Genomic DNA, 26,123 nt, shown 5'->3' on the forward strand with positions numbered 1-26,123 from the left:
GGAAGATACATACATATGTTTGGAATTGGTACAAAAGACCTTGGAATAGATCTTGGAACAGCGAATACGCTTGTTTTTATTAAAGGAAAAGGCATTGTTGTGAGAGAACCTTCGGTCGTAGCTTTGGAAACTGATACGAAGTCTATAGTGGCGGTCGGAAATGATGCTAGAAATATGATTGGCCGTACACCTGGTAATGTTGTGGCACTACGCCCAATGAAAGACGGAGTCATTGCAGATTACGAGACGACAGCAACAATGATGAAATATTACATTAATCAAGCATTAAAAGGCAAAGGGCTTTTTGCTCGTAAACCTTACGTCATGGTATGTGTGCCATCTGGCATTACAGCTGTAGAAGAGCGTGCGGTCATTGATGCAACAAGACAAGCTGGTGCACGTGACGCATACCCGATTGAAGAACCATTTGCTGCGGCAATCGGTGCTAACCTGCCTGTATGGGAGCCAACAGGAAGTATGGTTGTGGATATTGGCGGCGGTACAACAGAAGTAGCGATTATTTCTCTTGGCGGCATTGTGACATCACAATCAATCCGTGTTGCAGGTGATGAAATGGATGATGCGATCAGCAGCTACATCCGTAAAACGTATAACCTGATGATTGGTGATCGTACGTCAGAAGCGATTAAAATGGAAATCGGTTCTGCGCAGCCTGATGTACATGATGAGATGGACATTCGCGGACGTGACCTTTTAACAGGTCTGCCAAAGACAATCTCTATTACGGCAGAAGAGATTGCAAAAGCGCTTCGCGATACGGTGGAAACAATTGTCGATGCAGTAAAAATGACGCTTGAAAAAACCCCGCCTGAGCTGGCAGCAGATATTATGGACCGCGGAATTGTTTTAACAGGAGGCGGTGCATTACTGCGTAATCTTGACAAAGTCATTAGCGATGAAACGAAAATGCCAGTCATTATTGCTGAAGATCCGCTTGACTGTGTGGCGATCGGAACAGGGAAAGCACTAGAACATATTCATTTGTTCAAAGGAAAATCAAAAGATAATCGATAATCGGGCGTAATTAAAGAGGTGTAAGACATGCCGCAGTTTTTTATGAATAAAAGATTAATGTTGCTCCTTGTCTGTGTCATCGTACTGGTGGCCATGATTGGTTTTTCAGTGAAAAGCGGCAGAGGTGCTTCATGGCCGGAAAAATTAGTGGGGGATACGACAGGCTTTTTTCAAGGTGTCTTTCATAAACCATCACAATTTATTGCCGGTATTTATGGGAACGTACAAGATTTAAAGAACACATATGATGAAAACGAGCGTCTTCGAAAAAAACTTGATGGACAAACCCAATATGAGGCGAAACTTCAAGAACTAGAAGATGAGAACAAAAAGCTTCGCAAACAGCTCGGGTATGTGAACTCTGTTCGTGATTACACGCCAATTCTATCAACTGTTATTGCAAGAAACCCATCTCTTTGGGATAGCTTTGTGATGATTGATAAAGGGAAAAAACAAGGCGTTGACAAAGATATGGCGGTCACAAATGAGAGTGGCGCATTAATTGGGAAGATTGAAAGTGATAAGCTCAACAATTTTACTTCAACTGTAAGGTTGCTAAGCTCTACTGACCAAAATAATAGAATTTCAACGAAAATTTTTGCGAAAAAGGGCAAAGAAGAACTCAATGGAATCATTAACGGTTATGACAGCAAGAAAAAAATGCTGACTATGAATATTCTAAAATCCGATGCAGATGGGGATGTCAAAAAAGGAGATCTTGTTGAAACATCTGGAGCAGGGGGCGTATTCCCACAAGGCTTGACGATTGGTAAGGTGAGTGAAATCGAGCCAGACCATTACGGCCTGACAAAAATCATTTACGTAGAACCAGCGGCTGAACTCAACAATTTAGACCGTGTGATTGTGGTGAATCGCAGCACAAGTACAGCAGATGCATCTGAATTGACGAAGGAGGAAGGCTCGTGAAACGTGTCCTTCTTGCTTTCGTCATGTTGTTTATCTTCGTATTTGACAGCATTTTTGTCGATTTAGTGAAGCTCCCATTTGTTTCAGAGAATCAAATTTTAGCTCCTCATTTCATTTTACTTGCACTTGTATTTATGACTGCTTTTGTGAATCAAAAATATGGTGTGATTTACGGATTTATCTTTGGACTTTTATATGATATTTCATATACAGGCATACTTGGTGTTCATATGTTTGGCTTTGGGGCGCTTTGCTATTTGCTAGCAAAAGCCTTTAAAGTTCTGCAAACGAATATGTTAGTCGTCGTCTTTCTGTCGATTATTGCTGTTTCCGTGATGGAGTTTTATGTATACGGCGTTCAAGCGACAATTCAACCAGGGATTATGCCGTTTAATACGTATGTCATCGAACGCTTTATTCCAACGATTCTTTTAAATACTGCTGCGTCTCTCATACTTGTTGTGCCGCTTAGGCTCTTTTTCATCAATGTGAAACAAGGACTGATCGACGAATAAAAGCAGGAGTTTGTCCAATTACGGCGAAATGAGTATGTTGTTGAGGTGAGCATCTTGAAAACTCAAAAACAGCAATATGTGACGATAAAAGGTACAAAAAACGGATTAACATTACAGTTAAATGATGACTGTTCGTTTGATGATCTTCTTTCTGGCTTGCGAGAGGTTCTTTTACTTGAGCAATATACAGATGGAAGAGAAGGACATAAGGTCAATGTGCATATTAAGCTTGGTTTTCGTTATTTAACGGAGGATCAGGAGACGCGTTTGACTGAAGCGGTGTCTGAAAATGAACATCTCGTGATCCACTCCATTGAAAGTGACGTCATGTCAACTGAAGAGGCGAGACGATTAAAAGCAGAGGCTGAAATTACTTCTGTAGCAAAAATTGTACGCTCTGGACAGGTGCTGTATGTCGAAGGAGATCTTTTATTAATAGGCGATGTCAATCCTGGCGGAACGATTCGCGCAGGAGGAAATATTTTTGTGCTTGGTGCATTAAAAGGTGTGGCGCATGCTGGATGTAATGGCAACAAACAGGCTGTTATTGCGGCATCTCATATGATTCCAACACAGCTTCGCATCGCACAAGTTTTTAACCGTGCACCAGACCAAAAAGAAGATGGAAATGAAATGGAATGTGCTTATTTAGATATAGATGGCAATATGATCATTGAACGCCTGCAGCAATTGGCTCATATAAGACCTAATCTGACAAGGCTTGAGGGAGGAATGTGAAATTGGGCGAGGCTATTGTGATTACCTCAGGAAAAGGCGGCGTTGGCAAAACAACAACATCTGCAAACTTAGGCACAGCACTAGCAATTCAAGGAAAAAAAGTGTGTCTAGTTGATACGGACATCGGCCTTCGGAATCTGGATGTCGTGATGGGGCTTGAAAACCGCATTATTTATGATCTAGTTGATGTAGTAGAAGGAAGATGCAAAATTCACCAAGCGCTTGTAAAAGATAAGCGTTTCGAGGATCTTTTGTATCTTTTACCTGCTGCTCAAACAAGTGATAAAACGGCTGTGGAGCCGGAACAGATCAAAGAATTAATTCAATCATTGAAACAAGACTTTGATTATGTTGTCATTGACTGCCCTGCTGGAATTGAGCAAGGCTTTAAAAATGCTGTATCAGGTGCAGACAAGGCCATTGTCGTGACGACACCTGAAATCTCAGCTGTGAGAGATGCGGACCGAATCATCGGTTTGTTAGAACAAGAAGATATCGAACCGCCTCGTTTGATTGTCAACCGTATTCGTACACACATGGCGAAAAATGGCGATTCAATGGATGTAGATGAAGTGGTACATCACTTATCGATTGATCTACTTGGCATCGTAGCAGATGATGATGATGTGATTAAGGCTTCAAACAATGGTGAACCGATTGTTATGGATGCTAAAAACAAAGTATCGATTGCCTATCGCAATATTGCCCGCCGCGTACTAGGTGAATCTGTTCCGCTTCAATCCTTTGAAGAAGAAAACAAGGGAATGTTTGCAAAGCTGAAAGCATTTTTTGGTGTAAGAGCATAATCGTGATAGAAAACCTTTACAGTCTAGTAAGGACGAGCACTGGAGCGCAGACCTGACAACGAATGCTAGGGTTTGTCTACACGCTGAGACCGATTCGATTTAGAATCGGTCTTTTTGTTGCATATCAGATGAGGTTGTCACATAAAATGTACAAACTGTTTGTATGTAAAGGGTGATCTCATGAAAAGAGTGGACGAGTACCGAAAGAAAATCGCGCAGCGCCGCAAAACGATGCAGCCAGCTGCTCCTCCTAAGAAGACGGCTTTCAAGAAAAAAGAGGATATCCCGCCATGGGTTATGCTGACAGAGGAAGAAAAGCATTCTGGCTCGACCTCCTATGAACCGGCGTCCCATCAGCCAAAGAAATATCGTCATCCCTTATTTAACCCTAATACTTTTGTGCTTAAATGCTTATTATCTGCGTCCCTTGTGTTGATTACAGCCATTTCATTTAAAGGTCAGGCAGGTCCGTTTCAGCAGCTGAAGCCAATGATTACTCAGACCTTTGAGCAAGATTTTCAATTTGCTGCTGCCAACCGCTGGTTTGAAAAAACAGTTGGACATCCGCTGGCCTTTTTAACCGAGAAAAAAGATGGCCAAAAGGACGTCCAAGCGAATCAAGAACTCGCTGTTCCTGCCTCTGGTAAAGTGCAGGAATCCTTTACGCAAAATGGAGCAGGGGTCAAAGTCGAGACATCAGCTGAAGCGATTGATAGTATGAAGGAAGGCTACGTGGTCGAGGTGAAAAAGCAAAGCGATACAGGGCTTACCGTGGTGGTGCAGCATGCAGATAACAGCTATAGCTGGTACGGTCAATTAAAGAAAGCCGATGTGGCCTTATACGATTTTGTTGATAAAGGTGAAAAAATTGGCCAGATTTCGCTTGATGATCAAGGGAAGGGCACGTATTACTTTGCCATTAAGCAAAATGAACAATTTATCGATCCTATTCAGGTGATGACCTTTGAATAGATGGCTGCTCATGCTGACGAAAATTCACATCCATCCGCTGCTGTGGATTGTGATGGCTTTTGCGATTCTGTCAGGTCAAATCAAGCCGCTGCTTTGTCTGCTCGTGATCGTCTGTGTCCATGAACTTGGACATGCAGCGGCTGCCTGCTATTATCATTGGCGCATTCGGCGGATTTTTTTACTGCCATTTGGCGGAACGGTGGAAGTAGAGGAACATGGGAACCGTCCGTTAAAAGAAGAGCTGGCGGTCATTTTGTGCGGGCCGCTTCAGCATGTACCGCTCCAGCTCATGGCATGGCTTTTCATGGAGGCTTCTCTTATCTCGCACGACGTCTTTACGATGTTTACCTTTTATAATATGGCGATTTTCCTTGTGAATCTTTTGCCCGTTTGGCCGCTTGATGGCGGAAAATTATTCTTTTTGCTCTTATCCGTTTTTTACCCATTCCAACGTGCACATGCCCTAGCAATAAAAGGCTCACTTGTCTTTTTCGGTCTATTGACAGGAGGGTTACTTTTGTTTGCACCACTGCAATTCAATGGCTGGGTGCTACTCACTTTTTTAGCTTATTCACTCGTGATGGAGCACAGGCAGCGGCATTACGTCAGGGTGCGCTTTTTACTAGAACGGTATTACGGTAAAAAAGAGCAAAAGGTAGAAAAACTGATTCCGCTGAGAGCAAGTGCAGAGGAAAAAGTATACGAAGTAATGGCACGATTTCAAAGGGGCTGCAAGCATCCGATTATTATTGAAAGAGATGGCGTGAAGATGAGCCAGCTTGATGAAAATGAACTGCTCCATGCGTATTTTTCAGATCGCAGAACCACCTCCTCAATGGAAGAGCTTCTTTTACCGTACTAATGGTGAAAATACATTGACATTCTGCGTCTAGTTTGATATATTTTTTAATGTTATGGATATGTAGCACCCGTGCTACAACCGCGCGGAGCAGGTGCAAAGAGCCTATTGGCCCCCTGTATTCGGCGAGTCTGAGTTTATTAGGAGGTGCAGAGATGTACGCAATTATCGAAACTGGTGGTAAACAAGTAAAAGTTGAAGAAGGTCAAACTGTTTATGTTGAAAAACTAGCTGCTGAAGCAGGTGAAACAGTAACTTTCGAAAACGTATTGTTTGTCGGCGGAGACACTGTCAAAGTGGGTAACCCTTCAGTTGCTGGAGCAACAGTAACGGCTAAAGTTGAAAAACAAGGTCGCGGTAAGAAAATTACTGTGTTCAAGTACAAACCGAAGAAAAACAACCACAAGAAACAAGGTCATCGTCAACCTTACACTAAAGTTGTTATCGAAAAAATCAACGCTTAAGGCGTGTGAGTGATATGATCAAAGCAACCATTACTCGGTCTTCAGCAGATGAAAGCATTACGTCTTTTCAGATGACTGGACATGCCGAGTTTGCTGAAAAAGGTCAGGATCTCGTTTGTGCAGGTGTATCTGCTGTTGTTTTCGGCTCAGTCAATTCAATTATTGCACTGACAGGATTGGACCCACTGCTTGATATTGGTGAAGAAGGCGGCTATTTCTCTTTTGAGGTGCCAGCTGATACAGACCCAGTATCCTTTGAAAAAGCCCAGCTGCTTTTAGAAGGCATGGTCGTTTCCTTAGAGACAATTGAACGAGATTATCACGATTATGTGAGAATATCAACAAAAAAATAGGAGGTGAACTTCATGCTTAGATTAGATCTTCAATTTTTCGCATCTAAAAAAGGGGTAGGTTCTACAAAGAACGGACGTGACTCTGAGTCTAAACGTTTAGGCGCTAAACGTGCTGATGGTCAATTCGTAACTGGTGGTTCTATCCTTTATCGTCAACGTGGAACGAAAATCTATCCAGGTGAAAACGTTGGACGCGGAGGCGACGACACTCTTTTCGCTAAAATCGACGGAACGGTTAAATTCGAACGTTTCGGTCGTGACCGTAAAAAAGTGAGCGTATATCCTGCGGCACAATAATTGCTAAAAACTCCGGTCATTGACTGGAGTTTTTTTCACTTTTACAAGCAGTACCGAAGATGATAAAAGAAGATGCACTCCATAAATATCAAAGAACGTTTGCTGACTTTGCCTCATTTTCTCCTATACGATCAGAAAAAACAACCTTTCCTCACATAACTAGTGTTTTTCTATGCTGTCTTCTCTGTTATAATTCAGGGAGACATATTGATGATAAGACTCCTAAAAGAGAGACCAAACGATTGGGAGTGCGATAATGGAAGAGATACCAAGTAAAGAAAATGAAAAATTAACTCACGTTGCATTAACAAATGAATTGATCTATCTGCTCAGTCGTTCAAGACACGACTGGATGAATAAATTACAGCTGATCAAAGGCAACTTGACATTAGAAAAATATGACCGCGTGTTTGAAATTATAGAAGAAATGGTCATTGAAGCACAGCATGAATCCAAACTCTCAAATTTAAAAATTCCCCAATTGGCCTATTACTTTCTAACATTTAATTGGGAGTCGCATTTTATCACCTTAGAATATGAAGTGCTTGGTGAAACCCGAGACTTATCAGCATATGAATCGCAGCTGCTAACGGTATCACAGGAGTTGTTTTCGATATTCGATCAATCAGTTTGCCAAAAAACTGAAAATCATTTAACGGTCACGTTCCAAACAGATCATGAAGAAAATGATGTGATCTTATATTTTGATTTCAAAGGAAAATTAACAAGTTTGGATGCGTTAAATGCGTTTCATGACGCAAACTATCCATGTATGAGTATAACGCAATTTCATGTGACGCCTCATGAGTCCATGATTGAGCTTTGTTTGAGGCAAGAACGAGATATGTGATGCAGAGAAACGGAGGAAGTTATGTTTGTAGATCAGGTTAAAGTGTATGTTAAAGGCGGTGACGGCGGAAACGGTATGGTGGCGTTCCGTCGTGAAAAATATGTACCAAAGGGCGGCCCAGCAGGCGGCGACGGCGGAAATGGTGCAGATGTTGTATTTGAAGTAGACGAAGGACTTAGAACGTTAATGGACTTTCGTTATAAGCGTCATTTCAAGGCTGACCGCGGCGAGCATGGAATGAGTAAAAACCAGCATGGCCGAAATGCGGAAGAAATGATTGTCAAAGTTCCGCCGGGTACGGTTGTGACAGATGCAGAGACGGAACAAGTACTAGCTGACTTGACAGAGCATGGGCAGCGGGCTGTGATTGCCAAAGGCGGACGTGGCGGACGTGGAAATTCACGCTTCGCAACACCAGCAAACCCTGCGCCACAGCTTTCTGAAAACGGTGAGCCAGGTAAAGAACGTGACGTCATCTTAGAATTAAAAGTACTTGCAGATGTTGGACTTGTTGGTTTCCCAAGTGTCGGGAAGTCAACGCTGCTTTCAATTGTCTCTTCTGCGAAACCAAAAATTGCGGATTATCATTTTACAACGCTTGTGCCGAACCTCGGAGTTGTTGAAACAGACGATAACCGAAGCTTTGTTATGGCGGATCTGCCAGGACTGATTGAAGGAGCGCACGAAGGCGTTGGCTTAGGTCATCAATTTTTACGTCATATTGAGCGTACACGTGTCATTGTCCATGTCATTGATATGTCTGGACTTGAAGGGCGTGACCCATACGAAGACTACGTGACGATTAATGAAGAGCTTGAGCAATACAATATGAGATTGACAGAGCGTCCGCAAATCATTGTTGCGAACAAAATGGACATGCCAGATGCAGCTGACAATCTAGCGGCATTTAAAGAAAAATTAACGGATGACTATAAAGTGTTCCCGATTAGTGCGATCACAAGAGAAGGGCTTCGTGAGCTCTTATTTGAAATTGCCAATCAGCTTGAAACAACACCGGAATTCCCGCTCTATAATGAAGAGGAGCTGTCGGATAACCGCGTGATGTACAGATTTGATGAGGGTGATGCACCATTTGAGATCTCTAGAGATCCTGATGGCACATTTGTCTTAACGGGTAAAGCACTTGAGCGTCTCTTTAAGATGACAGACTTCTCAAGAGATGAATCCGTTAAACGATTCTCTAGACAGCTGCGCGGTATGGGTGTCGATGATGCCTTGCGTGAGCGCGGTGCAAAAGATGGCGACATCATTCGTCTGCTTGAATTTGAATTCGAATTTATTGATTGATCAACAGGAGGGTCCAGACCATGGGCTCTCCCGTTTTTAAAAGGGGAGAAAACAGGTGAAAGAAGAAACGTTCTATTTAGTAAGAGAGGATGTACTTCCAGATGCGATGCGAAAAACGCTTGAAGTCAAAAAGCTTCTCGATCGCAAAAAAGCGGATTCAGTTGCCGATGCTGTTCAAAAAGCGGATTTAAGCCGCAGTGCTTTTTATAAATACCGAGATGCTGTTTTTCCATTTTATACAATGGTAAAAGAGCAGATCATCACATTGTTTTTCCACCTTGAAGACCGGTCTGGGGCTCTGTCAAGGCTGCTTCAAATTGTGGCTGACTCTGGCTGTAATGTGTTATCCATTCACCAAACGATTCCGCTGCAAGGAAGAGCGAATGTCACCCTATCGATTAGTACGGCAGGTATGGCAGATGATATTAATACCGTCATGAATCAATTAAGAAAGCTTGAATTTGTCGAAAAAGTTGAAATTCTAGGTTCTGGGGCGTAAAAGGAGAGATCATAGCAGATGAAGCAATTAACTGTAGGTTATTTTGGACCAGAGGCAACATTTACTCATTTGGCCGTATGCTCTTGTTTTCCAAAAGATGCAGTGCAGCGTGCCTATGCAACGATTCCGCAATGTATGGATGCTGTGTCAAAGGGCGAAGTCGATTTGGCGGTCGTTCCACTTGAAAATGCACTCGAAGGATCTGTGAACTTAACGATTGATTATTTAATTCATGAAGAAGCGTTGTCCATTGTGGGGGAGATGACAGCACCGATACGGCAGCATTTGCTTGTCCACCCATCAAGAGCGGAGAGCTGGGAGACGTTAGATGTCATTCAATCACATCCTCACGCGATTGCCCAGTGTCATCAATTTCTGAAAAAACAGTACCCTCATATTCCTCACAGGCCAGTGGAATCAACAGGCTATGCAGCAAAATACATCAGTGAGCATCCAGATGAAGCTGTCGGGGCTATTGCCAATGAAATTGCCGCAAAAACGTATGGTTTGACGATTGCGAAAAAAGACATTCATGATTATCCGCACAACCATACACGCTTTGTGATTTTACATAAAGATCCTAATGCATCGTTCCCAATGAATTCTGGTTTCTCATCAAAGCCAAAAACGACCATTGTGGTCAGTCTGCCTAAGGATGACCAATCAGGTGCATTGCACCGCGTGCTGTCTGCTTTTTCTTGGCGGAATCTTAACTTGTCAAAAATTGAATCCCGTCCGACAAAAACAGGTCTTGGACATTATTTATTTATTATTGACATCGAAAAAGAAATTGATGATGTCCTAGTCCCTGGTGCGATTCAAGAATTAGAAGCGATTGGCTGTGAGGTCAAGCTGCTCGGCAGCTATCAAACATATGAATTAACGAATGAAAAATAGTGTCCCATCCAGGACACTATTTTTTTAGTCTTTTATTAAAAACCCAGCATCATCCAGCGCTTGAATGGCTTGGTCAAGCTGCTTTTGGCTGTAAGAAGTGAGAGTATGCAAATGCACGCCGTCTGTTAGTTCTGACAAGTAGGACGCGCCGGTGTTAGAAATATGATGGACAAAATCAGCGACTTGTTTCCGTGTGCTGACGCGAATGGAGGCCGTTAGTTCACCATAAACAGGGTGCTCAATGATCACATCTTTCACCGTCACTCCAAAGTCTACAATCAAAGTCAGTTCCTCTTCTGTGCGAGCAGGATCATGCTTGCAGGCGATGATTTGTTCAATTTCTCTTTCTGGCGCATGCTGCGCTGCCATATACACATAGCCTTGGCTTGTGGCAATAATGGGTTCATTTTTTGCTTTTAATAATGAAATATCTTGTACAATGACTTGTCGAGAGACAGCCGCTTTTTTAGCTAAAAAGCTTCCAGTAAGCGGTGTGTCTGTTTCTTTCAGCCACTCTAAAATGGCGGTTCTTCTTTCTTCGCCAATGAGTTTCCTCTCTTGCTCCACGTCCTAAGCTCCCTTCTTCTCCTTTTGCAAATGCTCAAATGTATGCAAAAGCTGATCGATGTCATCTTTTGATGACTGCCATCCAAATGATAGTCGAATAAATTGAAGGGCATCACGATCTGATACACGCAATGCCTTCACAGCAGGGGAAGGATGGTGATAACCAGAAGCACATGCGCTTCCAGTTGATAGACAAATCCCATGCCGGTTACATGCTAACATTACATATTGTCCTTCAAACCCTTCAAAAAAACAACCAATAATATGAGGCAGCGTACGGCGATTGTCATTGTCCTGAAGTGTACGAACTGGCAGCTGTCTGATTTTTAACTGCTGAAGAAAATAATCACGCAGCTGTTCATCTAATTTTTGCTGTTCATCCAGCCTAAGCATTGCTTGTTCACTTGCAGCAGCAAAAGCACCGATACACGGAACATTCACTGTCCCTGGACGTAAGCCATTTTCCTGAACTGCTCCTGTATATAAAGGTTTCCAAGGAACATGAGCGCCCATATAAACGGCACCAGCACCTTTAGGAGCATACACTTTATGACTTGAGATGGACACGGCATCGACTCCAAGTTCTTTGATGGACACACGTATCTTTCCAAATGTTTGCACAGCATCTGTATGAAAAAGAATGTTCCTTTCTTTTAAAAGAGGTGCTAAATCAGCAAGCGGCTGGATAATCCCTGTTTCTGAATTAGCATGCTGAATAGATACGAGTCCTGTTTCAGGCAATAATGCTTTTTTGAGAATGTCCTCTGTTATGATTCCATCCTGATTCGGTTCAATGATGGTGACTTTTACGCCAAGACGCTCTAAGCTGCTAACTGCATGATGAACAGAGGGGTGCTCGACTGAAGTTGTGATGACATGCTGTTTATGTGCTGGTAGTCCATTGATGATCGATTGAATCGCAAGGAGATTGGATTCAGTTCCACCGCTTGTAAAGTAGATCCCATCTGGTTCACCCTCGATCATGGCAGCGAGTGATTGTCTGCTGTAAGTCAATATGTCATTTGCCTTTCCTCCAGCATCATGAAGACTGCTTGCATTTCCGTAGAAATTTTTACTCAGCTGCTCAAAAATATGCAGTGCTTCTTCTGAAACAGGTGTAGAAGCTGCGTAATCTAAATAAACCAACCTATCCATCTCCCGTGTGAAAATTTTTTCTTGTATTTATTTTAGTGTTGTGTAATGATATGTGTCAAGACAGGTGTAAATGACAGGAGGGGCAATGGTGTCATTAATCAAAAAAGTTATTGTGGTGGGATCAGGCATTGCAGCGCTTTCCTTTGCAACAAACATCTCGGAAAACTGCCAGGTCATCATGATGACAAAAAAACAATTTTCATCTAGTAATTCCATGCTGGCACAAGGTGGAATCGCTGCTGCCTTTTCAGCACATGATTCAGCTGAGCAGCATGTGCAAGATACACTAGATGCTGGCTGTGACCACAATGATGAAAGAACCGTACAAGAAATCGTGAGACTTGGAAAACATCTTGTGGAGCAGCTCGTAGCAGATGGCTGTCCATTTGATCAAGATGAAGCGGGAGAGCCGCAATTAGGCAAAGAGGGGGCACACACCACTCATCGCATCTTGCATGCAGGAGGAGATCAAACAGGGAAAACCCTTGTACAGTATCTGAAAAGTCAGCTCGGCTCACATATTCATTTATACGAATATCATCATGTCATTGATCTATTGGTTCATGAAGGGACATGCAAGGGTGTTGTATGGAAAGACGAGACAGGACACGTACAAACGATGACCGCAGATGCTGTTGTTTTATCAACTGGCGGCTGCGGCTCCCTATATGAGACAAACACAAATGATCCTTCTGTCACAGGAGACGGACTAATGATGGCCTATCGAGCAGGTGCGCAATTAGTGGATCTCGAATTTGTTCAATTCCATCCAACTCTTTTGACAATCGATGGAAAAGCAGTTGGTCTCATTTCAGAGGCAGTAAGGGGAGAGGGAGCTTATTTAGAAGATGAAACAGGCAGGCGGATCATGAAAGGTATTCACCCACAAGCTGATTTAGCACCTAGAGATGTGGTCGCTAGAGCTATTTTTCATGAGCAGCAATTAGGCCATCAATTGTATCTTAACATCCATGATATTTCGCATTTTTCAGCTCGTTTCCCAGCAATAGATGCGATGTGCCAGCGTGCAGGTGTCAATATGGCGAGCGGCAGGTTGCCAATTTCCCCGGGTATGCACTTTTTAATGGGCGGTATCAGCGTCAATGAATATGGAGAAACGACTGTTCCAGCGCTATTTGCCATTGGAGAAGCGGCCTGTACTGGCTTACACGGTGCGAATCGATTGGCCAGTAATTCTCTTCTGGAAGGTCTCGTGTTAGGCAGCAAAGCAGCACAAAGAATTGAACAGATGCCTAAACAGAAAGAAACAAGTCCACCTTTTTCTATTCAAGAAATATGGATGGTTCCAATGATTTCAAAGGATCAGCTGAGACAATGGATGACTACATTTGCAGCCATTGTGAGAGATGAAAAGGGCTTGCAGACTTTGCTTCATACGTTACAGCATGTCACTTTTCAGCAAATTAATGTGAAGGATATCACAAATGAACAGATCGAATTAAGCAATCAATGGGCATTAGCGGTTTGCCTTGCTAAATCTGCATTACTCCGTACAGAAAGCAGAGGAGGCCATTATCGAATGGATTATCCAGAGCGAAGCGATGCGTTGTGGCAGGGCAGGCAGATTGTTCATGAAAAAGGTCATATTCATATCATGAAAAATGAAAGGATCGGTGCCAAATGGAACGTTTACAGTTAAAACAAATGCTCACTCATTTTTTCACAGAGGATATTGGCTTTGGAGATGTATCAGCTGATGCCATCTTTGGAGACAAGAACGGAACAGCTCTTATCATTGCGAAACAATCTGGTGTATTGGCAGGATCACAACTGATTGATATAGGGTACCGCCTGTTGAATGAACAGATTCAAACTGAGCTGTTTTTTCAAGAAGGTGATTGGATTCATTCAGGCGCTGTACTGGCGAAAATAAAGGGCCCAGTCAACGACTTATTAAAGGGAGAGAGGGTCATTTTAAATCTATTGCAGCGAATGACAGGTATCGCCACTTTAACACATGAGGCGGTGCAGCGATTAGGTGACCCGTCTATTACGATTTGTGATACGAGAAAAACGACACCCGGCTTGCGAATGTTAGAGAAATACGCAGTGAAGACAGGCGGTGGAAAGAATCATCGCTTTGGCTTATCAGATGGGGTGATGATTAAAGATAATCATATTGCCGCATGCGGTTCTATCCGTGAAGCGGTAGAAAAAGCAAGAGCATATGCTGGTCATATGGTGAAAATTGAAGTGGAAATTGAATCAGAAACGCAGCTAATGGAAGCCATTGATGCAAAAGCGGATGTCATCATGTTTGATAACTGCTCTCCGGACGAGGTTAAACGTTTTAAACAAATGACGCCAGAGTCCATTCTGACAGAGGCTTCAGGGGGCATTACGCTAGAGACATTGCCAAGCTACAGGGGGACAGGAGTCGACTTGATTTCACTTGGTTTTCTCACACATTCTGCTCCAGCATTTGATTTTAGTATGAATATGGAATTCAGTCATAAAGGGGGAACAACTCATGTCCATGCTTAATGTATTAGCCAATCAACATGCAGCCATGATGCCGGATGAATATAAACACCGCTCTGATGATGAAATGAAGCAGCGAGTGTTAGAAATTAAGCGAGCTTTTGGATCAAAGCTTTTTATACCGGGCCATCATTATCAAAAGGATGAGGTCATCGAATTTGCAGATGCAACAGGAGATTCATTGCAGCTGGCACAAATAGCGGCCGACAATCACGAGGCTGAATACATTGTGTTCTGCGGTGTTCACTTTATGGCAGAAACGGCAGATATGCTGTCAAACAAGAATCAAAGCGTCGTATTGCCAGATATGAGGGCAGGCTGTTCAATGGCAGATATGGCGAACATGAAACAAACAGACAGAGCATGGGAGCAGCTCACTGACCTGTTTGGAGATACAATACTTCCGCTTACGTATGTCAATTCAACAGCAGATATTAAAGCATTTGTCGGCAAGCATGGCGGGGCGACTGTTACTTCGTCAAATGCTAAAAAAGTACTCGAGTGGGCGATGACGCAAAAAGAGCGGATTCTGTTTCTCCCTGATCAGCACCTAGGGCGTAATACGGCTTTTGATTTAGGTATTCCGCTAGAAGAAATGGCTGTCTGGGATCAGATAGAAGAAAAGCTCATCACCGATCAGCCGCTTTCCCGGATCAAGATGATTTTATGGAAGGGCCATTGCTCCGTACATGAGAAATTTACCGTTCGGAATATAGAAGAAATGAGAAAAAAAGACCGTGACATTCAAATTCTTGTCCATCCTGAATGCACGCATGAGGTCGTAAGGGCTTCTGACCTAGCAGGTTCAACGAAATTTATTATTGATACGATCAAACAGGCGCCAGCAGGCAGCAAGTGGGCGATTGGAACAGAGATGAATTTAGTCAAACGGATCATAGCACAGCACCCAGATAAACAAATTGAATCCCTTAACCCAGATATGTGTCCATGCTTGACTATGAACCGGATTGATCTGCCTCATTTGCTATGGTCACTTGAAAGCATTGAAAAGGGTCAGCCGGTCGGGTTGATACAGGTCAATGAAGACATCACGAAAGACGCTTTGCTTGCACTCGAGAAAATGCTCGCCATTAAATAATGATTCAGCCCCTCCTATCAGAAAACAAGTTTTTATCATATCGGCTTGTAAATAGGCATAAATTTATGTTGAAACATATTGTACTTCTGACATAACCGTTACGTTCACGTTTTGCATAGGAGGGGAAAACGTTGAAAATTCATATTGTGCAAAAAGGAGACTCCCTTTGGAAAATTTCAAAGAAATACGGAGTCGACTTTCAAGAATTGAAAAAACTAAATTCTCAGCTCAGTAATCCTGATTTGATCATGCCGGGTATGAAGATTAAAATTCCATCTAGTGGTGTTCCTGTGAAAACAGATCATCACAAAGCAAAAGAAATGCCAAAAACGAAAGAACATCCGTATGTGAAAGAAAAGCCAAAAGATGTCGTGCAAGTGCAAGATACAAAACCGAAGGAAAAGCCAAATGAACCGGTACCTTATGTACCCCCAGTGCCAAAGATCGAGCAGCCAGTTTTTCCGCAAGTTGATGTGAACTATTATCAGACCAATCTCTATCAGCCATTCACGCCTCCTCCCAAAAAAGATCATTATGAGAAAAAAGATCACGTTCACGAGAAAAAAGATCACGTTCACGAGAAAAAAGATCACAAAGATCATTTTCATCATGAGAATAAAGACCATAAAGATAACAAGGGTCATTTCCATCATGAGAATAAGGAACATAAAGATCACAAGGACCATTTTCATCATGAAAATAAAGGTCATTTAAAAGATGAAGTGGCAAAGGGATATGACCCGTTTATTCATATTCCGCATCAAAAAGAGGAGGGAAAAGACATGGAGCATGGCAATTACCCAAACCTTCCTAACTTCCCGCAAATGCCAAATGTGGGAGGGGCAGCGGTAGGAGGAGTGGCTGAAAATAACGAGCATCATCACCAGCATCATCATCATGAACCATATGATCCTTATTTTGGTTATGGTCATGGTCATTACATGCCGGCGATGTATCCATATCCGCAGCAAATGGTGCCGGCATCGCCAATTTTACCGGGATCAGGCCTATGTTATCCTATCCATCCATATTATCACCATCATATGATGCCATATCCATACCCGGCTCATCCATATTATCCTGCGTATCAAGCGCCTGCTTACTACGGGGAAAATCATGAGCACCATGCAAACGACGGACATCACTGGCATCACCATATGCATTCAAACGCCAATGCAAATGCCAATGCAAATCAAGGTTTTTATCCGAACGTCTCAAATGCAGCATACGGTAAGGAAGACTGCGGATGTGATGATGGCATGAAGCATCATCAGCCTTGGCCAGGACATTATCCGAATCCTGTTCCTTATGGCCAAATGGGAGCTTATCCAGCTCAGCCATATATGCAGCCATATCCAGGTCAATCCGTATTTGCAAGGCCGGAGGAGGAAGAAGAGGATTAATGACAGAAGGAACGATCTCAATCGTTCCTTTCAGCGTGTAGACAAACCCTCGCATTCGGTGTCAGGTCTGCGCTCCGGTGCTCACGAATGTCAAATTCGCTCCGCTCCTGTGCTCGTCCTTCCTAGAATGCAAAGGTTTTCTATTACGCTGAAAAGAAGACAAAAGGCTAAAATCAAGAACATTTTAGCCTTTTGTCACCATACAAGAAGGAACGATCTCAATCGTTCCTTTTTTTGTTTATAACTGACAGCTTGATTTTCTTCCTAACTGTACATGCTAAAACAGAGCCTGTTTCGCGCTCATGAGATTGAATTTGTACAGGGGGTTTTTCGTTTGCAAAAATGGCAAAAAACAATCGCATTAGTGCTTCTTCCTATTGGTTTAACGGCATGTGGTGCAAATAATAACGCAGGTGTCGATACACGTCATAATCAATCAGGCCAGCCGGTTGGTTATCATTCGAATCAACGAGCGGACGACAACAACCAAGATCATCAAGGACCAGTTTCTGAACTCATGGAGGGAATGAACGGGAGAAATACAACGAATGTTGATTACCGTACACGTCCTCAAGCTGATGATCGAATGCCTCTCACAGGTGGAGATGGACGCTACAGTCATGGAGATATGAACTATCATAATCAAATGTCGTTCTCAGGCTACGATAAACAAGAGAACATCCAGCGTTCAAGAAAAATTGCCAACCGCGTCAATAAAATGAATCACGTGGCAGACTCTCAAGTCATGGTGACGGATGAAAATGTGTATATTGCCATTAAATCAGATGGCCGCCTGACGTCAGAAGGCGTATCACAAGTAGAAGAAGCGGCGGCTCGTTATGCAGATGGAAGAGCAGTCCAAGTCATTAAAGATGAAGGTGCATTCACACGCTTTAGAGATATGAGAAGAACGCAATTTGAAACAGGACAAACAGGCATGACCCGATAGTTTGACACAAAAAGGCTAAAGTTCATCACGAACTTTAGCCTTTTCTTAAAAATAAACCTTGATGCCTATATAAAATTCGTAAAAGAAATAACAGCCAAACCCTAATAATAAAATACCAGCAATAATGGATGTCCACTTGATCATCGTCCGATTCATCACTTTTCTTGTTAAGGATACAAGTGTGAGGAGACCGATGTCATGAAGGAGAATTCCTGCCAAAATACCGCCGGCAGCCAGCATAAATTCAGATGAATCTGTTTTTGTATAAGCATCGGCAAGTACAGCACCAAAAACAGAAACCCAGAACACAAGATTTCCAGGAGATACCGCCACGAGCAAGCCGTTTCGATATGTTTTCGCAAATGATTTATTGACCTTTTCTCCTGCTAAATGAATATCTTGATCCGCATTTTTAATGGAATCGTATGCGAGAATCATTAAAAATACAGCTCCAATTAGCCAGAGCGGGATTTGAACAAACGGCAAAGATAAAAACTGAGCAAATCCAGCATATAAAGCCAAGATGAGTAATAAGTCTATGGTCATACCGCCTGCTCCGACAGTTAAACCATGAAAAAATCCGTTTTTCAGTCCCTGTTTTGTCATTTCAACCGTGATTGCTCCAACAGGCAGAGCAATTGAGAATCCTACGACGATAAATGTGAGAAATGTTTGCAATCGACTAGAACTTCCTTTAAATAAATTGTATAAAAATTCTCCGTTTAGATTAATTATACATAATAGGAGAAAAGGATCAATGATTATTTCAGATTTGATTGAAATGATAGAGATAGATGATGTATAGAAGACTGTATATCAACATGATCCATAACGCTTGTAGGGGAAAGGAACTATTTTCCTGAATCTTCTTTTCTTCATGATGTCTCTATGCTACACTGATGTGGAAATCAATAAAAGTGACTAGGGGTGCCCGTAAATGGGCTGAGAGAGAAGCATAAACTTCTTAACCCTTTGGACCTGATCTGGCTCGTACCAGCGTGGGGAAGTTAAAGATGATGCATGTATCATTTCAATGATATGCATGTTTATTTCTGACGACGAAACCAGGTTCTTTAAATAGAGCCTGGTTTTTTGCTGGTGCTGATTCCATCCTGTCCGGTGACAAGAAGAAAAGGAGAGAACAGCAAATGAAAGAAAAGAAAAGTGTCCCATCCAACCAATCATTGTTATCCAGCTTTGACGGTAGCCATAAGGTGTATGAGAAAGGATCAAGACCCGATATCTTAGTGCCAAAAAGAGAGATTACGCTCTCACATACTGTGACAGAGGCGGGCGACATAAAAAATGAACCAGTCCGTGTATACGATACGAGTGGACCGTACACCGATGAGAACGTTCATATTGACGTCACAAAGGGGTTAAAGCGTCTTAGGGCAACATGGATTGAAGAAAGAGGAGATACAGAAAGCTATGAAGGGCGTCATGTAAGACCGGAGGATAATGGATACCGTTCAAAGGGGAATGAATCTATTCATTCTATCCAGACTGATTTTCATCATATGCCACTCCGCGCGAAACAAGGTGCATGTGTGACGCAAATGCATTATGCCAAAAAAGGCATCATTACGCCTGAAATGGAGTTTATCGCAATAAGAGAAGAGCTAAGCCCTGAGTTCGTTAGAGAGGAAGTAGCGAGCGGAAGAGCCGTCATTCCTTCAAATATTAACCATCCGGAAAGTGAACCAATGATTATCGGAAGGAATTTTCATGTCAAAATCAATGCGAATATTGGCAATTCGGCTGTCACGTCATCCATTGATGAAGAGGTTGAAAAAATGACATGGGCGATCAGATGGGGGGCAGATACAATGATGGATCTGTCTACTGGAAAGGATATTCATACAACGAGAGAATGGATCATTCGGAATTGCCCAGTCCCTGTGGGAACCGTTCCTATCTATCAGGCGCTTGAAAAAGTGAATGGAGTCGCAGAAGATTTGACGTGGGATGTGTACAGGGACACATTAATTGAACAAGCGGAGCAAGGTGTAGACTATTTCACGATTCATGCTGGCGTACTGTTAAGATATATTCCGCTCACTGTCGATCGGGTGACTGGAATTGTTTCAAGAGGCGGTGCAATTATGGCAAGATGGTGTCTTGCTCATCATCAAGAGAATTTCCTCTACACTCACTTCGAAGACATTTGTGAAATTATGAAAAAATATGATATCGCCTTTTCACTTGGAGATGGACTTAGACCAGGCTCGATTGCTGATGCCAATGATGAGGCGCAGTTTGCAGAGCTGGAAACGTTAGGTGAGTTAACAGAGATTGCTTGGAAACATGATGTGCAGGTAATGATTGAAGGGCCCGGACATGTCCCAATGGATAAAATCAAAGAGAATGTGGACAAGCAAATGGACATTTGCAAGGAAGCACCATTTTATACGTTAGGGCCTCTTACAACAGATATCGCACCTGGTTATGATCACATTACATCCGCGATCGGTGCGGCCATGATCGGCTGGTACGGAACAGCAATGCTGTGCTATGTAACGCCAAAAGAGCATTTAGGTCTGCCGAACAAAGAAGATGTGAGAGAAGGCGTGATCGCCTATAAAATTGCTGCACATGCTGCTGATCTAGCAAAAGGACATCCTGCGGCTCAAAAGCGCGATGATGCTTTATCGAAAGCGAGGTTTGAATTTAGGTGGCGGGACCAATTCAACCTGTCACTTGATCCAGAAAGAGCCTTGGCGTTCCATGATGAAACATTGCCTGCCGAAGGCGCTAAAACCGCTCACTTTTGCTCGATGTGCGGACCGAAGTTTTGCAGTATGAAAATTTCTCATGATATCCGCAATCAATCTGAAGAAGTAAAAAGAGAAATGGAAAAGAAGGCGAAGGAGTTTGTCAGTCAAGGAAGTCAAATTTATCAGCCATAAAAAAAGAACCTCGCACGATGCTGTGCGGGGTTTTATCAAACCGCTGAAAAGGCTTTTCTTAAAAGGTGAAAAAATGCCTTTGCTGCATATGCCATCATGTCCACACTCGGAATGAGAGCATCTGTTAAATGAAAAAAGACTGTTTTTCTTTCTGGAGATGTTCGTTTCTTTTTCTGCTTCATCAAGGGCAGCCTCCTTTTTCACTAATATACTTCTTTGCAGATATGAGAGATAGATATGTTGTGTGAATTTAAACAAAATTTAAACTTCTTGGGTTTGAATGGAAAGAAGGAGGGGAAACGAGTTGAATAGAGAATGAATGAAAAGAGCTGATCTATTTGACCAGCGAACAAGAAGAGTGGAAGGTGATCTTATGATGAAAGTATTTAAGGTAACATTTCATATGAACAATGGGGAAGTGCTTGATTTCGAGCTCAAACGTCCAGCTACCTATGATGTGTATAAAAAAATTGAAGAAGCCAATCATTGGTTTAAGCTGAATAATGAAATCATTAATCTATTAAACGTCAATAGTATCCATGTAGAAACAGAATAACAGCAAAAAGCCGCTCAAAAGAGAGCGGCTTTCGTTATGCAGAAAAATCATTCCGATTATTAAGCTGCCCGCGGGACAGCCAGTTCTTTTTATACAAATATGCAATCACTTCAAGCCACAGACGCGGTGCTTTTTTAGGGAAAAAAGGTTTTTGGTAATAGGCATAAGCGGCTTTTAGATCATCCCATTGATGACATGCTTTCGTTTGCGTGAACCTGGCAACGTCAATGACTCTGATCCGTCCTTCTTTTGTTAAGATCAGATTGCGCAGATGGATATCAGAAGGATTCAATCCTTTCTCGCGCGCTTCCTCCAGCGCATCATCGACTTGTTCAATCATTTGTTTTTTAATAGGAATTCCTTTTGTAAGGCATTCATAGAATGTGTAGCCTTTAATATATTCCATTAAAATATATTGATCCCCAGACTCATAAATCTCAGGGTAGTAAGACGAACCAGAAAGTTTTTCGTAAATGGCAGCCTCTTTGCGGGCGATATGCTGATAAGAAGGGAAAAAGACTTTTAGTGCCATTTTCTTGCCGTCTTTTTTGTATAAGAAGACATAGGCACTTCTTCCTTTGCCGCACAGTTCAAGCTCTGCTGGTTTATAGGCAAGCTTATGAAAACGTTTCTCTTCATGATACTGAATCGATTCGGCTAATCTTTTGACATCTGACATTGACTTCACCTTCTTTGGTTTCAGTTTATGCGGCTGAAAAACGAATGATGAAAAAACCGTGTCATTCGATAAAGCAATGGATTGTATAAAACATAACATTTACGAATGAAGGATACAACGAAAGACTCTTACCATACATTTGAATGATCGATTTGGTTAATGTTTAGAAAAATGGGTCAAACTACATATGTCATGCATCGATCTCATGTTCTAAAGAGGTGTAAATAGTGAAAGTGAAGATGAAATGTTTCGTTACAGGACTTATCATGACAAGTGTGCTTTTTTTCGCTGCGGATATGGAAGGAAAAGAACACTTGCAAAAGCAGTCAAACTCTATCACCGTCCAGCTTGAAAAAGTCTATCTAGACGGCGATGTGAGTATTGAAAGACACCGGGCATCATTAGAAGACAAAGACACATTCTGGGCGCAGTATAAAGGCTGGACGCTGGTAGAACAAAAAGAGGATTTTGCCCTTTTTAGAAAGCAAATTGATGATATCTCTCCATTAAGTAAAGCAAATGGATATATCGGATTATCAGAAGACGGTGTGATTTCTACGTTTCATGGAAGGCCTGACGGCTGGGCGGAGCCTATTCATCTCTTTTTTCAAATTGATACGTCCCGTTTAGAAAGTCATGTGGAAAAACAGCTTGAGCAAGGCATTCCTTTTCGAACAAAGGATGAATTTGAGCATGTGCTTGAAGTCATGAAGCCTTACCGAAATGAACGATCGTTTTAAAGCATGTAACAGCTTGCTGGTGTGAAGACCGCAAGCTGTTTTTCGTGGTTTCATGATAAAAATGTACTGAGCGAACGTATGTTAACTTTTATTGCGGTTTTCTCCTCGATTTATGTTACAATGAAGAACAGTCAAAGAGGTGAAAACGGTGATAGAGTTTGTAAAAGGGACCATTGATTATGTGTGCCCGCAATATGTTGTCATTGAAAACGGCGGAGTGGGATATCAAGTCTATACCCCAAACCCGTTTATCTATCGAGTAAACAAACAAGAAACGATTTATACGTATCATTACATAAAGGAAGACGCATTTTCGTTATACGGTTTTCAAACACGAGAAGAAAAAGCGCTGTTCACAAAACTGTTAAATGTCACAGGAATTGGGCCAAAGGGCGCGCTCGCCATTCTTGCTTCCGGTGATCCAGGCGCTGTCATTTCAGCGATAGAACGTGAAGATGAAGCGTTCCTGATTAAATTCCCTGGTGTGGGCAAAAAAACAGCACGTCAAATCATTCTGGATCTAAAAGGAAAACTTGCAGATGTGGTGCCAGAAATGATTGGCAACTTATTTAATCACGAGGACCACATTCAGGTTGAAACGCAGCAAACTGCATTAGATGAAGCGCTTGAAGCCTTGAGTGTCCTTGGATACGGTGATCGTGAAATTAAAAAGGTTCTTCCATTATTAAAAGAAGAAAAGAATCTTACAACCGATCAATATGTGAAAAAAGCTTTACAAAAAATGTTGAAATAGGGTGATGTCTCATGGATGAACGGCTCGTCTCAACTGAAGCAGACAACCATGAATCAGCCATTGAGCAAAGTCTGCGGCCACAGACACTTAGCCAATATATCGGTCAGCAAAAAGTAAAGGATAATCTCAGCGTATTTATTGAAGCTGCCCGCATGAGGCAGGAAACGCTTGATCACGTCCTTTTATATGGACCTCCTGGACTTGGGAAAACAACACTTGCGTCGATCATTGCCAATGAAATGAATGTTCAGCTGCGTACAACGTCAGGACCAGCGATTGAGCGTCCTGGTGATTTGGCGGCCATCTTAACATCTCTTGAGCCAGGTGATGTATTGTTTATTGATGAAATTCACCGATTGCAGCGCTCAATTGAGGAAGTGCTGTACCCAGCAATGGAGGATTTTTGTTTAGATATTGTCATTGGAAAAGGAGATACAGCACGCTCTGTACGGCTTGATTTACCGCCATTTACGCTTGTAGGTGCAACGACCCGTGTCGGGCTGTTAACAGCGCCGCTTCGTGATAGGTTTGGGGTACATGCAAGATTGGAATACTATGAGCAAAGAGATTTGGCTCACATTGTGGCAAGAACAGCCGAGCTGTTTGAGATTGGGATCGATATTCGCTCTGCCGAAGAGATAGCGAGACGTTCCCGTGGAACACCGAGGGTTGCCAATCGTTTGCTCAGAAGAGTAAGAGATTTTGCGCAAGTGCTTGGGAATCATACCATTACCGAGGACATTGCGGAAGATGCCCTTGAGCGTCTTCAAGTCGACAGGCTTGGCCTCGATCATATAGACCATAAGCTCCTTTTAAGTATGATCGAAAAATTTAGAGGCGGTCCTGTTGGTCTTGATACAATCTCAGCGACAATTGGAGAAGAATCACATACGATTGAAGATGTGTACGAACCGTACTTGCTGCAAATTGGTTTCCTGCAAAGAACACCAAGAGGGCGGGTCGTCACAAGAGAAGCGTATGAACATTTTCAAATGGAGGTTCCGATTCGTGACTGAATTCCCTAAAATATTAATGATTTTAGGTGGTGTCCTTTTTGCCGTAGGATTAGTGTTTCAATTGGTTGGTAAGCTTCCAGGTGATATTTTTGTGAAAAAAGGAAATGTCACGTTCTTTTTTCCTGTCATTACATGCATTGTCATTAGCATCGTACTAACCATATTACTGAATATCTTTGGACGGATGAAATAACGTTAACTAGTTAACTACAGAATAGGTGAAGGAAATGAAGCTAGAACTATTTGATTTTGATTTACCAGAAAGATTGATTGCACAAGTGCCGCTTGAAAAAAGAGATGCATCAAGACTGATGGTCTTAAACAAACAAACGGGTGCGATTACACATGATACATTCTCACAAATCATCGATTATTTTCAAAAAGGTGATTGTCTCGTTCTAAACAATACTCGCGTTTTGCCTGCACGATTGTTTGGGATGAAAGAGGATACAGGTGCAAAAGTTGAGCTGCTTCTCTTGAAACAAGAAGAAGGAGACAACTGGGAAACACTTGTAAAACCAGCGAAACGGGTGAAAAAAGGGACGGTTATCACTTTTGGTGATGGACGGCTCAAAGCGGTATGTACAGAGGAATTGGAACATGGCGGAAGAAAAGTCGAGTTTCAATATACAGGCATTTTTTATGAAGTGCTTGAATCCCTTGGTGAAATGCCGCTGCCTCCATATATTAAAGAGCAGCTTGACGACCGTGAACGCTATCAAACCGTTTATTCAAAAGAGGTTGGTTCCGCTGCTGCGCCAACTGCCGGTTTACACTTTACAACCGAGCTGCTGGATGCACTGAAAGCGAAGGGTGTACACATTGCCTTTATTACGTTACACGTAGGGCTGGGTACGTTTCGTCCGGTGAGTGCAGAACGAATTGAAGAACATGAAATGCACGCAGAGTTCTATGAAATGAATGAAGAAACAGCTGAAAAGCTCAATCTTGTTCGCAAGGAAGGCGGGCGGATCATTTCAGTTGGCACAACGTCAACAAGAACGCTTGAAACCATTGCAAGTGCACACGATGGTGAGTTCAAAGCCTCAAGCGGCTGGACGTCGATCTTTATTTACCCTGGCTACACATTCAAGGCAATTGATGGCATGATCACAAATTTCCATCTGCCAAAATCCTCGTTAATTATGCTTGTCAGCGCATTAGCTGGACGAGAGCACGTACTAAAAGCGTACAATGAGGCTGTGAAAGAGGAATACCGATTCTTCAGCTTTGGCGATGCCATGCTGATTCAATAACATTATACAACAAAGACA

Annotated in this window: 31 protein-coding genes, 1 riboswitch and 1 other annotated feature; of the genes, 26 read left to right on the forward strand and 5 right to left on the reverse strand. The window is 42.4% G+C overall.

Annotated features, from left to right (window positions below; all coding sequences use genetic code 11):
* Positions 1-15 precede the first annotated feature (15 nt).
* From QSJ46_RS14240 to pheA, 14 genes are all read left to right on the forward strand, one after another.
* Positions 16-1,035 (forward strand): rod shape-determining protein, encoded by a 1,020-nt coding sequence (locus QSJ46_RS14240; protein ID WP_007501538.1) that lies wholly within the window; start codon positions 16-18, stop codon positions 1,033-1,035.
* 27 nt (positions 1,036-1,062) lie between these two features.
* On the forward strand, positions 1,063-1,962 hold the full coding sequence (gene mreC / locus QSJ46_RS14245) for a rod shape-determining protein MreC (protein ID WP_039180383.1): 900 nt from the start codon (positions 1,063-1,065) through the stop codon (positions 1,960-1,962).
* The gene (gene mreD / locus QSJ46_RS14250; protein WP_039180381.1) at positions 1,959-2,477 is read left to right on the forward strand and encodes a rod shape-determining protein MreD; all 519 of its coding nucleotides are present in this window, start codon (positions 1,959-1,961) and stop codon (positions 2,475-2,477) included. The genes mreC and mreD overlap by 4 nt, the downstream gene beginning before the upstream one ends.
* A 54-nt stretch (positions 2,478-2,531) precedes the next feature.
* Positions 2,532-3,215 (forward strand): septum site-determining protein MinC, encoded by a 684-nt coding sequence (gene minC, locus QSJ46_RS14255; protein WP_039180377.1) that lies wholly within the window; start codon positions 2,532-2,534, stop codon positions 3,213-3,215.
* A gap of 2 nt (positions 3,216-3,217) precedes the next feature.
* A complete protein-coding gene (gene minD, locus QSJ46_RS14260) occupies positions 3,218-4,021 on the forward strand; it encodes a septum site-determining protein MinD (RefSeq protein ID WP_017358134.1) in 804 nt (267 codons plus the stop codon).
* A gap of 180 nt (positions 4,022-4,201) precedes the next feature.
* Entirely contained in the window at positions 4,202-4,993 is a 792-nt protein-coding gene (locus QSJ46_RS14265; RefSeq protein WP_285604889.1) for a M23 family metallopeptidase, read from the forward strand.
* Positions 4,986-5,855, forward strand: a complete 870-nt coding sequence (locus tag QSJ46_RS14270) for a M50 family metallopeptidase (protein ID WP_024423159.1) — start codon at positions 4,986-4,988, stop codon at positions 5,853-5,855. The genes QSJ46_RS14265 and QSJ46_RS14270 overlap by 8 nt, the downstream gene beginning before the upstream one ends.
* 66 nt (positions 5,856-5,921) lie before the next feature.
* Positions 5,922-5,995, forward strand: a sequence feature (ribosomal protein L21 leader region).
* Between the two features lie 12 nt (positions 5,996-6,007).
* Positions 6,008-6,316: a 50S ribosomal protein L21 gene (gene rplU, locus QSJ46_RS14275; protein WP_003216781.1), complete on the forward strand. Its 309-nt coding sequence runs from the start codon at positions 6,008-6,010 to the stop codon at positions 6,314-6,316.
* A 14-nt stretch (positions 6,317-6,330) separates the two neighbouring features.
* Positions 6,331-6,669, forward strand: coding sequence for a ribosomal-processing cysteine protease Prp (locus QSJ46_RS14280; protein WP_024423158.1), 339 nt, complete (start codon positions 6,331-6,333; stop codon positions 6,667-6,669).
* Between the two features lie 12 nt (positions 6,670-6,681).
* A complete protein-coding gene (gene rpmA / locus QSJ46_RS14285) occupies positions 6,682-6,966 on the forward strand; it encodes a 50S ribosomal protein L27 (RefSeq protein WP_003216586.1) in 285 nt (94 codons plus the stop codon).
* A 256-nt stretch (positions 6,967-7,222) separates the two neighbouring features.
* Complete coding sequence (locus tag QSJ46_RS14290) at positions 7,223-7,816, forward strand: sporulation initiation phosphotransferase B (RefSeq protein WP_024423157.1); 594 nt, start codon at positions 7,223-7,225, stop codon at positions 7,814-7,816.
* Between the two features lie 21 nt (positions 7,817-7,837).
* Complete coding sequence (gene obgE / locus QSJ46_RS14295; RefSeq protein WP_039180364.1) at positions 7,838-9,124, forward strand: GTPase ObgE; 1,287 nt, start codon at positions 7,838-7,840, stop codon at positions 9,122-9,124.
* 55 nt (positions 9,125-9,179) lie between these two features.
* Positions 9,180-9,623 carry an ACT domain-containing protein gene (locus tag QSJ46_RS14300; protein WP_008342790.1) on the forward strand — a complete coding sequence of 148 codons (444 nt, stop codon included), beginning with the start codon at positions 9,180-9,182 and terminating at the stop codon, positions 9,621-9,623.
* 18 nt (positions 9,624-9,641) lie between these two features.
* Complete coding sequence (gene pheA, locus QSJ46_RS14305; protein WP_285604890.1) at positions 9,642-10,520, forward strand: prephenate dehydratase; 879 nt, start codon at positions 9,642-9,644, stop codon at positions 10,518-10,520.
* A 24-nt stretch (positions 10,521-10,544) separates the two neighbouring features.
* Here pheA and QSJ46_RS14310 read toward each other — a convergent pair whose 3' ends face one another.
* Positions 10,545-11,087 (reverse strand): transcription repressor NadR, encoded by a 543-nt coding sequence (locus QSJ46_RS14310; RefSeq protein WP_041086449.1) that lies wholly within the window; start codon positions 11,085-11,087, stop codon positions 10,545-10,547.
* Positions 11,088-11,090: 3 nt separating this feature from the next.
* Entirely contained in the window at positions 11,091-12,233 is a 1,143-nt protein-coding gene (locus QSJ46_RS14315; protein WP_483298736.1) for an IscS subfamily cysteine desulfurase, read from the reverse strand.
* Between the two features lie 94 nt (positions 12,234-12,327).
* Here QSJ46_RS14315 and nadB point away from each other — a divergent pair, with 94 nt between their 5' ends.
* The 5 genes from nadB (at position 12,328) to QSJ46_RS14340 (ending at position 18,195) form a co-directional block, all read left to right on the forward strand.
* On the forward strand, positions 12,328-13,902 hold the full coding sequence (nadB, locus tag QSJ46_RS14320; RefSeq protein ID WP_285604892.1) for an L-aspartate oxidase: 1,575 nt from the start codon (positions 12,328-12,330) through the stop codon (positions 13,900-13,902).
* The gene (gene nadC / locus QSJ46_RS14325; protein WP_047203342.1) at positions 13,884-14,747 is read left to right on the forward strand and encodes a carboxylating nicotinate-nucleotide diphosphorylase; all 864 of its coding nucleotides are present in this window, start codon (positions 13,884-13,886) and stop codon (positions 14,745-14,747) included. The genes nadB and nadC overlap by 19 nt, the downstream gene beginning before the upstream one ends.
* On the forward strand, positions 14,734-15,843 hold the full coding sequence (gene nadA / locus QSJ46_RS14330) for a quinolinate synthase NadA (protein WP_039180349.1): 1,110 nt from the start codon (positions 14,734-14,736) through the stop codon (positions 15,841-15,843). The genes nadC and nadA overlap by 14 nt, the downstream gene beginning before the upstream one ends.
* Before the next feature lie 131 nt (positions 15,844-15,974).
* Positions 15,975-17,246 (forward strand): SafA/ExsA family spore coat assembly protein, encoded by a 1,272-nt coding sequence (safA, locus tag QSJ46_RS14335; RefSeq protein WP_285604893.1) that lies wholly within the window; start codon positions 15,975-15,977, stop codon positions 17,244-17,246.
* 334 nt (positions 17,247-17,580) lie between these two features.
* Positions 17,581-18,195 (forward strand): YhcN/YlaJ family sporulation lipoprotein, encoded by a 615-nt coding sequence (locus QSJ46_RS14340; RefSeq protein ID WP_047203345.1) that lies wholly within the window; start codon positions 17,581-17,583, stop codon positions 18,193-18,195.
* A gap of 45 nt (positions 18,196-18,240) precedes the next feature.
* Here the strand turns inward: QSJ46_RS14340 and QSJ46_RS14345 are convergent, their stop codons facing one another.
* Positions 18,241-18,873, reverse strand: coding sequence for a LysE family transporter (locus QSJ46_RS14345; protein ID WP_024423148.1), 633 nt, complete (start codon positions 18,871-18,873; stop codon positions 18,241-18,243).
* Between the two features lie 235 nt (positions 18,874-19,108).
* Positions 19,109-19,217, forward strand: a riboswitch (TPP riboswitch).
* A gap of 126 nt (positions 19,218-19,343) precedes the next feature.
* Here QSJ46_RS14345 and thiC point away from each other — a divergent pair.
* Positions 19,344-21,104 carry a phosphomethylpyrimidine synthase ThiC gene (gene thiC / locus QSJ46_RS14350; RefSeq protein ID WP_064497873.1) on the forward strand — a complete coding sequence of 587 codons (1,761 nt, stop codon included), beginning with the start codon at positions 19,344-19,346 and terminating at the stop codon, positions 21,102-21,104.
* 35 nt (positions 21,105-21,139) lie between these two features.
* Here the strand turns inward: thiC and QSJ46_RS14355 are convergent, their stop codons facing one another.
* The gene (locus QSJ46_RS14355) at positions 21,140-21,286 is read right to left on the reverse strand and encodes a hypothetical protein (RefSeq protein ID WP_167364625.1); all 147 of its coding nucleotides are present in this window, start codon (positions 21,284-21,286) and stop codon (positions 21,140-21,142) included.
* Between the two features lie 191 nt (positions 21,287-21,477).
* On the opposite strand from QSJ46_RS14355, the gene QSJ46_RS14360 reads away from it, so the two are divergent.
* Entirely contained in the window at positions 21,478-21,660 is a 183-nt protein-coding gene (locus QSJ46_RS14360; RefSeq protein WP_008342761.1) for a hypothetical protein, read from the forward strand.
* A 34-nt stretch (positions 21,661-21,694) separates the two neighbouring features.
* Here QSJ46_RS14360 and QSJ46_RS14365 read toward each other — a convergent pair whose 3' ends face one another.
* Positions 21,695-22,339 (reverse strand): serine/threonine protein kinase, encoded by a 645-nt coding sequence (locus QSJ46_RS14365; RefSeq protein WP_034279877.1) that lies wholly within the window; start codon positions 22,337-22,339, stop codon positions 21,695-21,697.
* Positions 22,340-22,578: 239 nt separating this feature from the next.
* Here QSJ46_RS14365 and QSJ46_RS14370 point away from each other — a divergent pair, with 239 nt between their 5' ends.
* The 5 genes from QSJ46_RS14370 to queA all read left to right on the forward strand — a co-directional run bounded on the left by QSJ46_RS14370 (position 22,579) and on the right by queA (position 26,105).
* Positions 22,579-23,079, forward strand: a complete 501-nt coding sequence (locus QSJ46_RS14370; RefSeq protein WP_047203377.1) for an intercompartmental signaling factor BofC — start codon at positions 22,579-22,581, stop codon at positions 23,077-23,079.
* 148 nt (positions 23,080-23,227) lie between these two features.
* Positions 23,228-23,833 carry a Holliday junction branch migration protein RuvA gene (gene ruvA, locus QSJ46_RS14375; protein WP_024423144.1) on the forward strand — a complete coding sequence of 202 codons (606 nt, stop codon included), beginning with the start codon at positions 23,228-23,230 and terminating at the stop codon, positions 23,831-23,833.
* An 11-nt stretch (positions 23,834-23,844) separates the two neighbouring features.
* Entirely contained in the window at positions 23,845-24,849 is a 1,005-nt protein-coding gene (gene ruvB, locus QSJ46_RS14380) for a Holliday junction branch migration DNA helicase RuvB (RefSeq protein ID WP_047203347.1), read from the forward strand.
* Positions 24,842-25,042, forward strand: a complete 201-nt coding sequence (locus QSJ46_RS14385) for a DUF2905 domain-containing protein (protein ID WP_107163294.1) — start codon at positions 24,842-24,844, stop codon at positions 25,040-25,042. Before ruvB ends, QSJ46_RS14385 begins: the two co-directional genes overlap by 8 nt.
* A gap of 34 nt (positions 25,043-25,076) precedes the next feature.
* A complete protein-coding gene (queA, locus tag QSJ46_RS14390; protein ID WP_107163295.1) occupies positions 25,077-26,105 on the forward strand; it encodes a tRNA preQ1(34) S-adenosylmethionine ribosyltransferase-isomerase QueA in 1,029 nt (342 codons plus the stop codon).
* The last annotated feature ends 18 nt before the right edge of the window (positions 26,106-26,123 follow it).

This window comes from Bacillus sp. YKCMOAS1 (assembly GCF_030268125.1).
Taxonomy (GTDB): domain Bacteria; phylum Bacillota; class Bacilli; order Bacillales; family Bacillaceae; genus Bacillus; species Bacillus safensis.

Coding starts and splice junctions, on each gene's coding strand:
- thiC (WP_064497873.1), top strand. CDS start 19,344: ATGAAAGAAAAGAAAAGTGTCCCATCCAACCAATCATTGTTATCCAGC.
- pheA (WP_285604890.1), top strand. CDS start 9,642: ATGAAGCAATTAACTGTAGGTTATTTTGGACCAGAGGCAACATTTACT.
- QSJ46_RS14265 (WP_285604889.1), top strand. CDS start 4,202: ATGAAAAGAGTGGACGAGTACCGAAAGAAAATCGCGCAGCGCCGCAAA.
- nadC (WP_047203342.1), top strand. CDS start 13,884: ATGGAACGTTTACAGTTAAAACAAATGCTCACTCATTTTTTCACAGAG.
- QSJ46_RS14370 (WP_047203377.1), top strand. CDS start 22,579: ATGAAATGTTTCGTTACAGGACTTATCATGACAAGTGTGCTTTTTTTC.
- rplU (WP_003216781.1), top strand. CDS start 6,008: ATGTACGCAATTATCGAAACTGGTGGTAAACAAGTAAAAGTTGAAGAA.
- QSJ46_RS14365 (WP_034279877.1), bottom strand. CDS start 22,339: ATGTCAGATGTCAAAAGATTAGCCGAATCGATTCAGTATCATGAAGAG.
- QSJ46_RS14355 (WP_167364625.1), bottom strand. CDS start 21,286: ATGAAGCAGAAAAAGAAACGAACATCTCCAGAAAGAAAAACAGTCTTT.
- QSJ46_RS14290 (WP_024423157.1), top strand. CDS start 7,223: ATGGAAGAGATACCAAGTAAAGAAAATGAAAAATTAACTCACGTTGCA.
- QSJ46_RS14280 (WP_024423158.1), top strand. CDS start 6,331: ATGATCAAAGCAACCATTACTCGGTCTTCAGCAGATGAAAGCATTACG.
- queA (WP_107163295.1), top strand. CDS start 25,077: ATGAAGCTAGAACTATTTGATTTTGATTTACCAGAAAGATTGATTGCA.
- mreC (WP_039180383.1), top strand. CDS start 1,063: ATGCCGCAGTTTTTTATGAATAAAAGATTAATGTTGCTCCTTGTCTGT.
- nadB (WP_285604892.1), top strand. CDS start 12,328: ATGGTGTCATTAATCAAAAAAGTTATTGTGGTGGGATCAGGCATTGCA.
- rpmA (WP_003216586.1), top strand. CDS start 6,682: ATGCTTAGATTAGATCTTCAATTTTTCGCATCTAAAAAAGGGGTAGGT.
- QSJ46_RS14360 (WP_008342761.1), top strand. CDS start 21,478: ATGATGAAAGTATTTAAGGTAACATTTCATATGAACAATGGGGAAGTG.
- nadA (WP_039180349.1), top strand. CDS start 14,734: ATGTCCATGCTTAATGTATTAGCCAATCAACATGCAGCCATGATGCCG.
- ruvB (WP_047203347.1), top strand. CDS start 23,845: ATGGATGAACGGCTCGTCTCAACTGAAGCAGACAACCATGAATCAGCC.
- obgE (WP_039180364.1), top strand. CDS start 7,838: ATGTTTGTAGATCAGGTTAAAGTGTATGTTAAAGGCGGTGACGGCGGA.
- QSJ46_RS14240 (WP_007501538.1), top strand. CDS start 16: ATGTTTGGAATTGGTACAAAAGACCTTGGAATAGATCTTGGAACAGCG.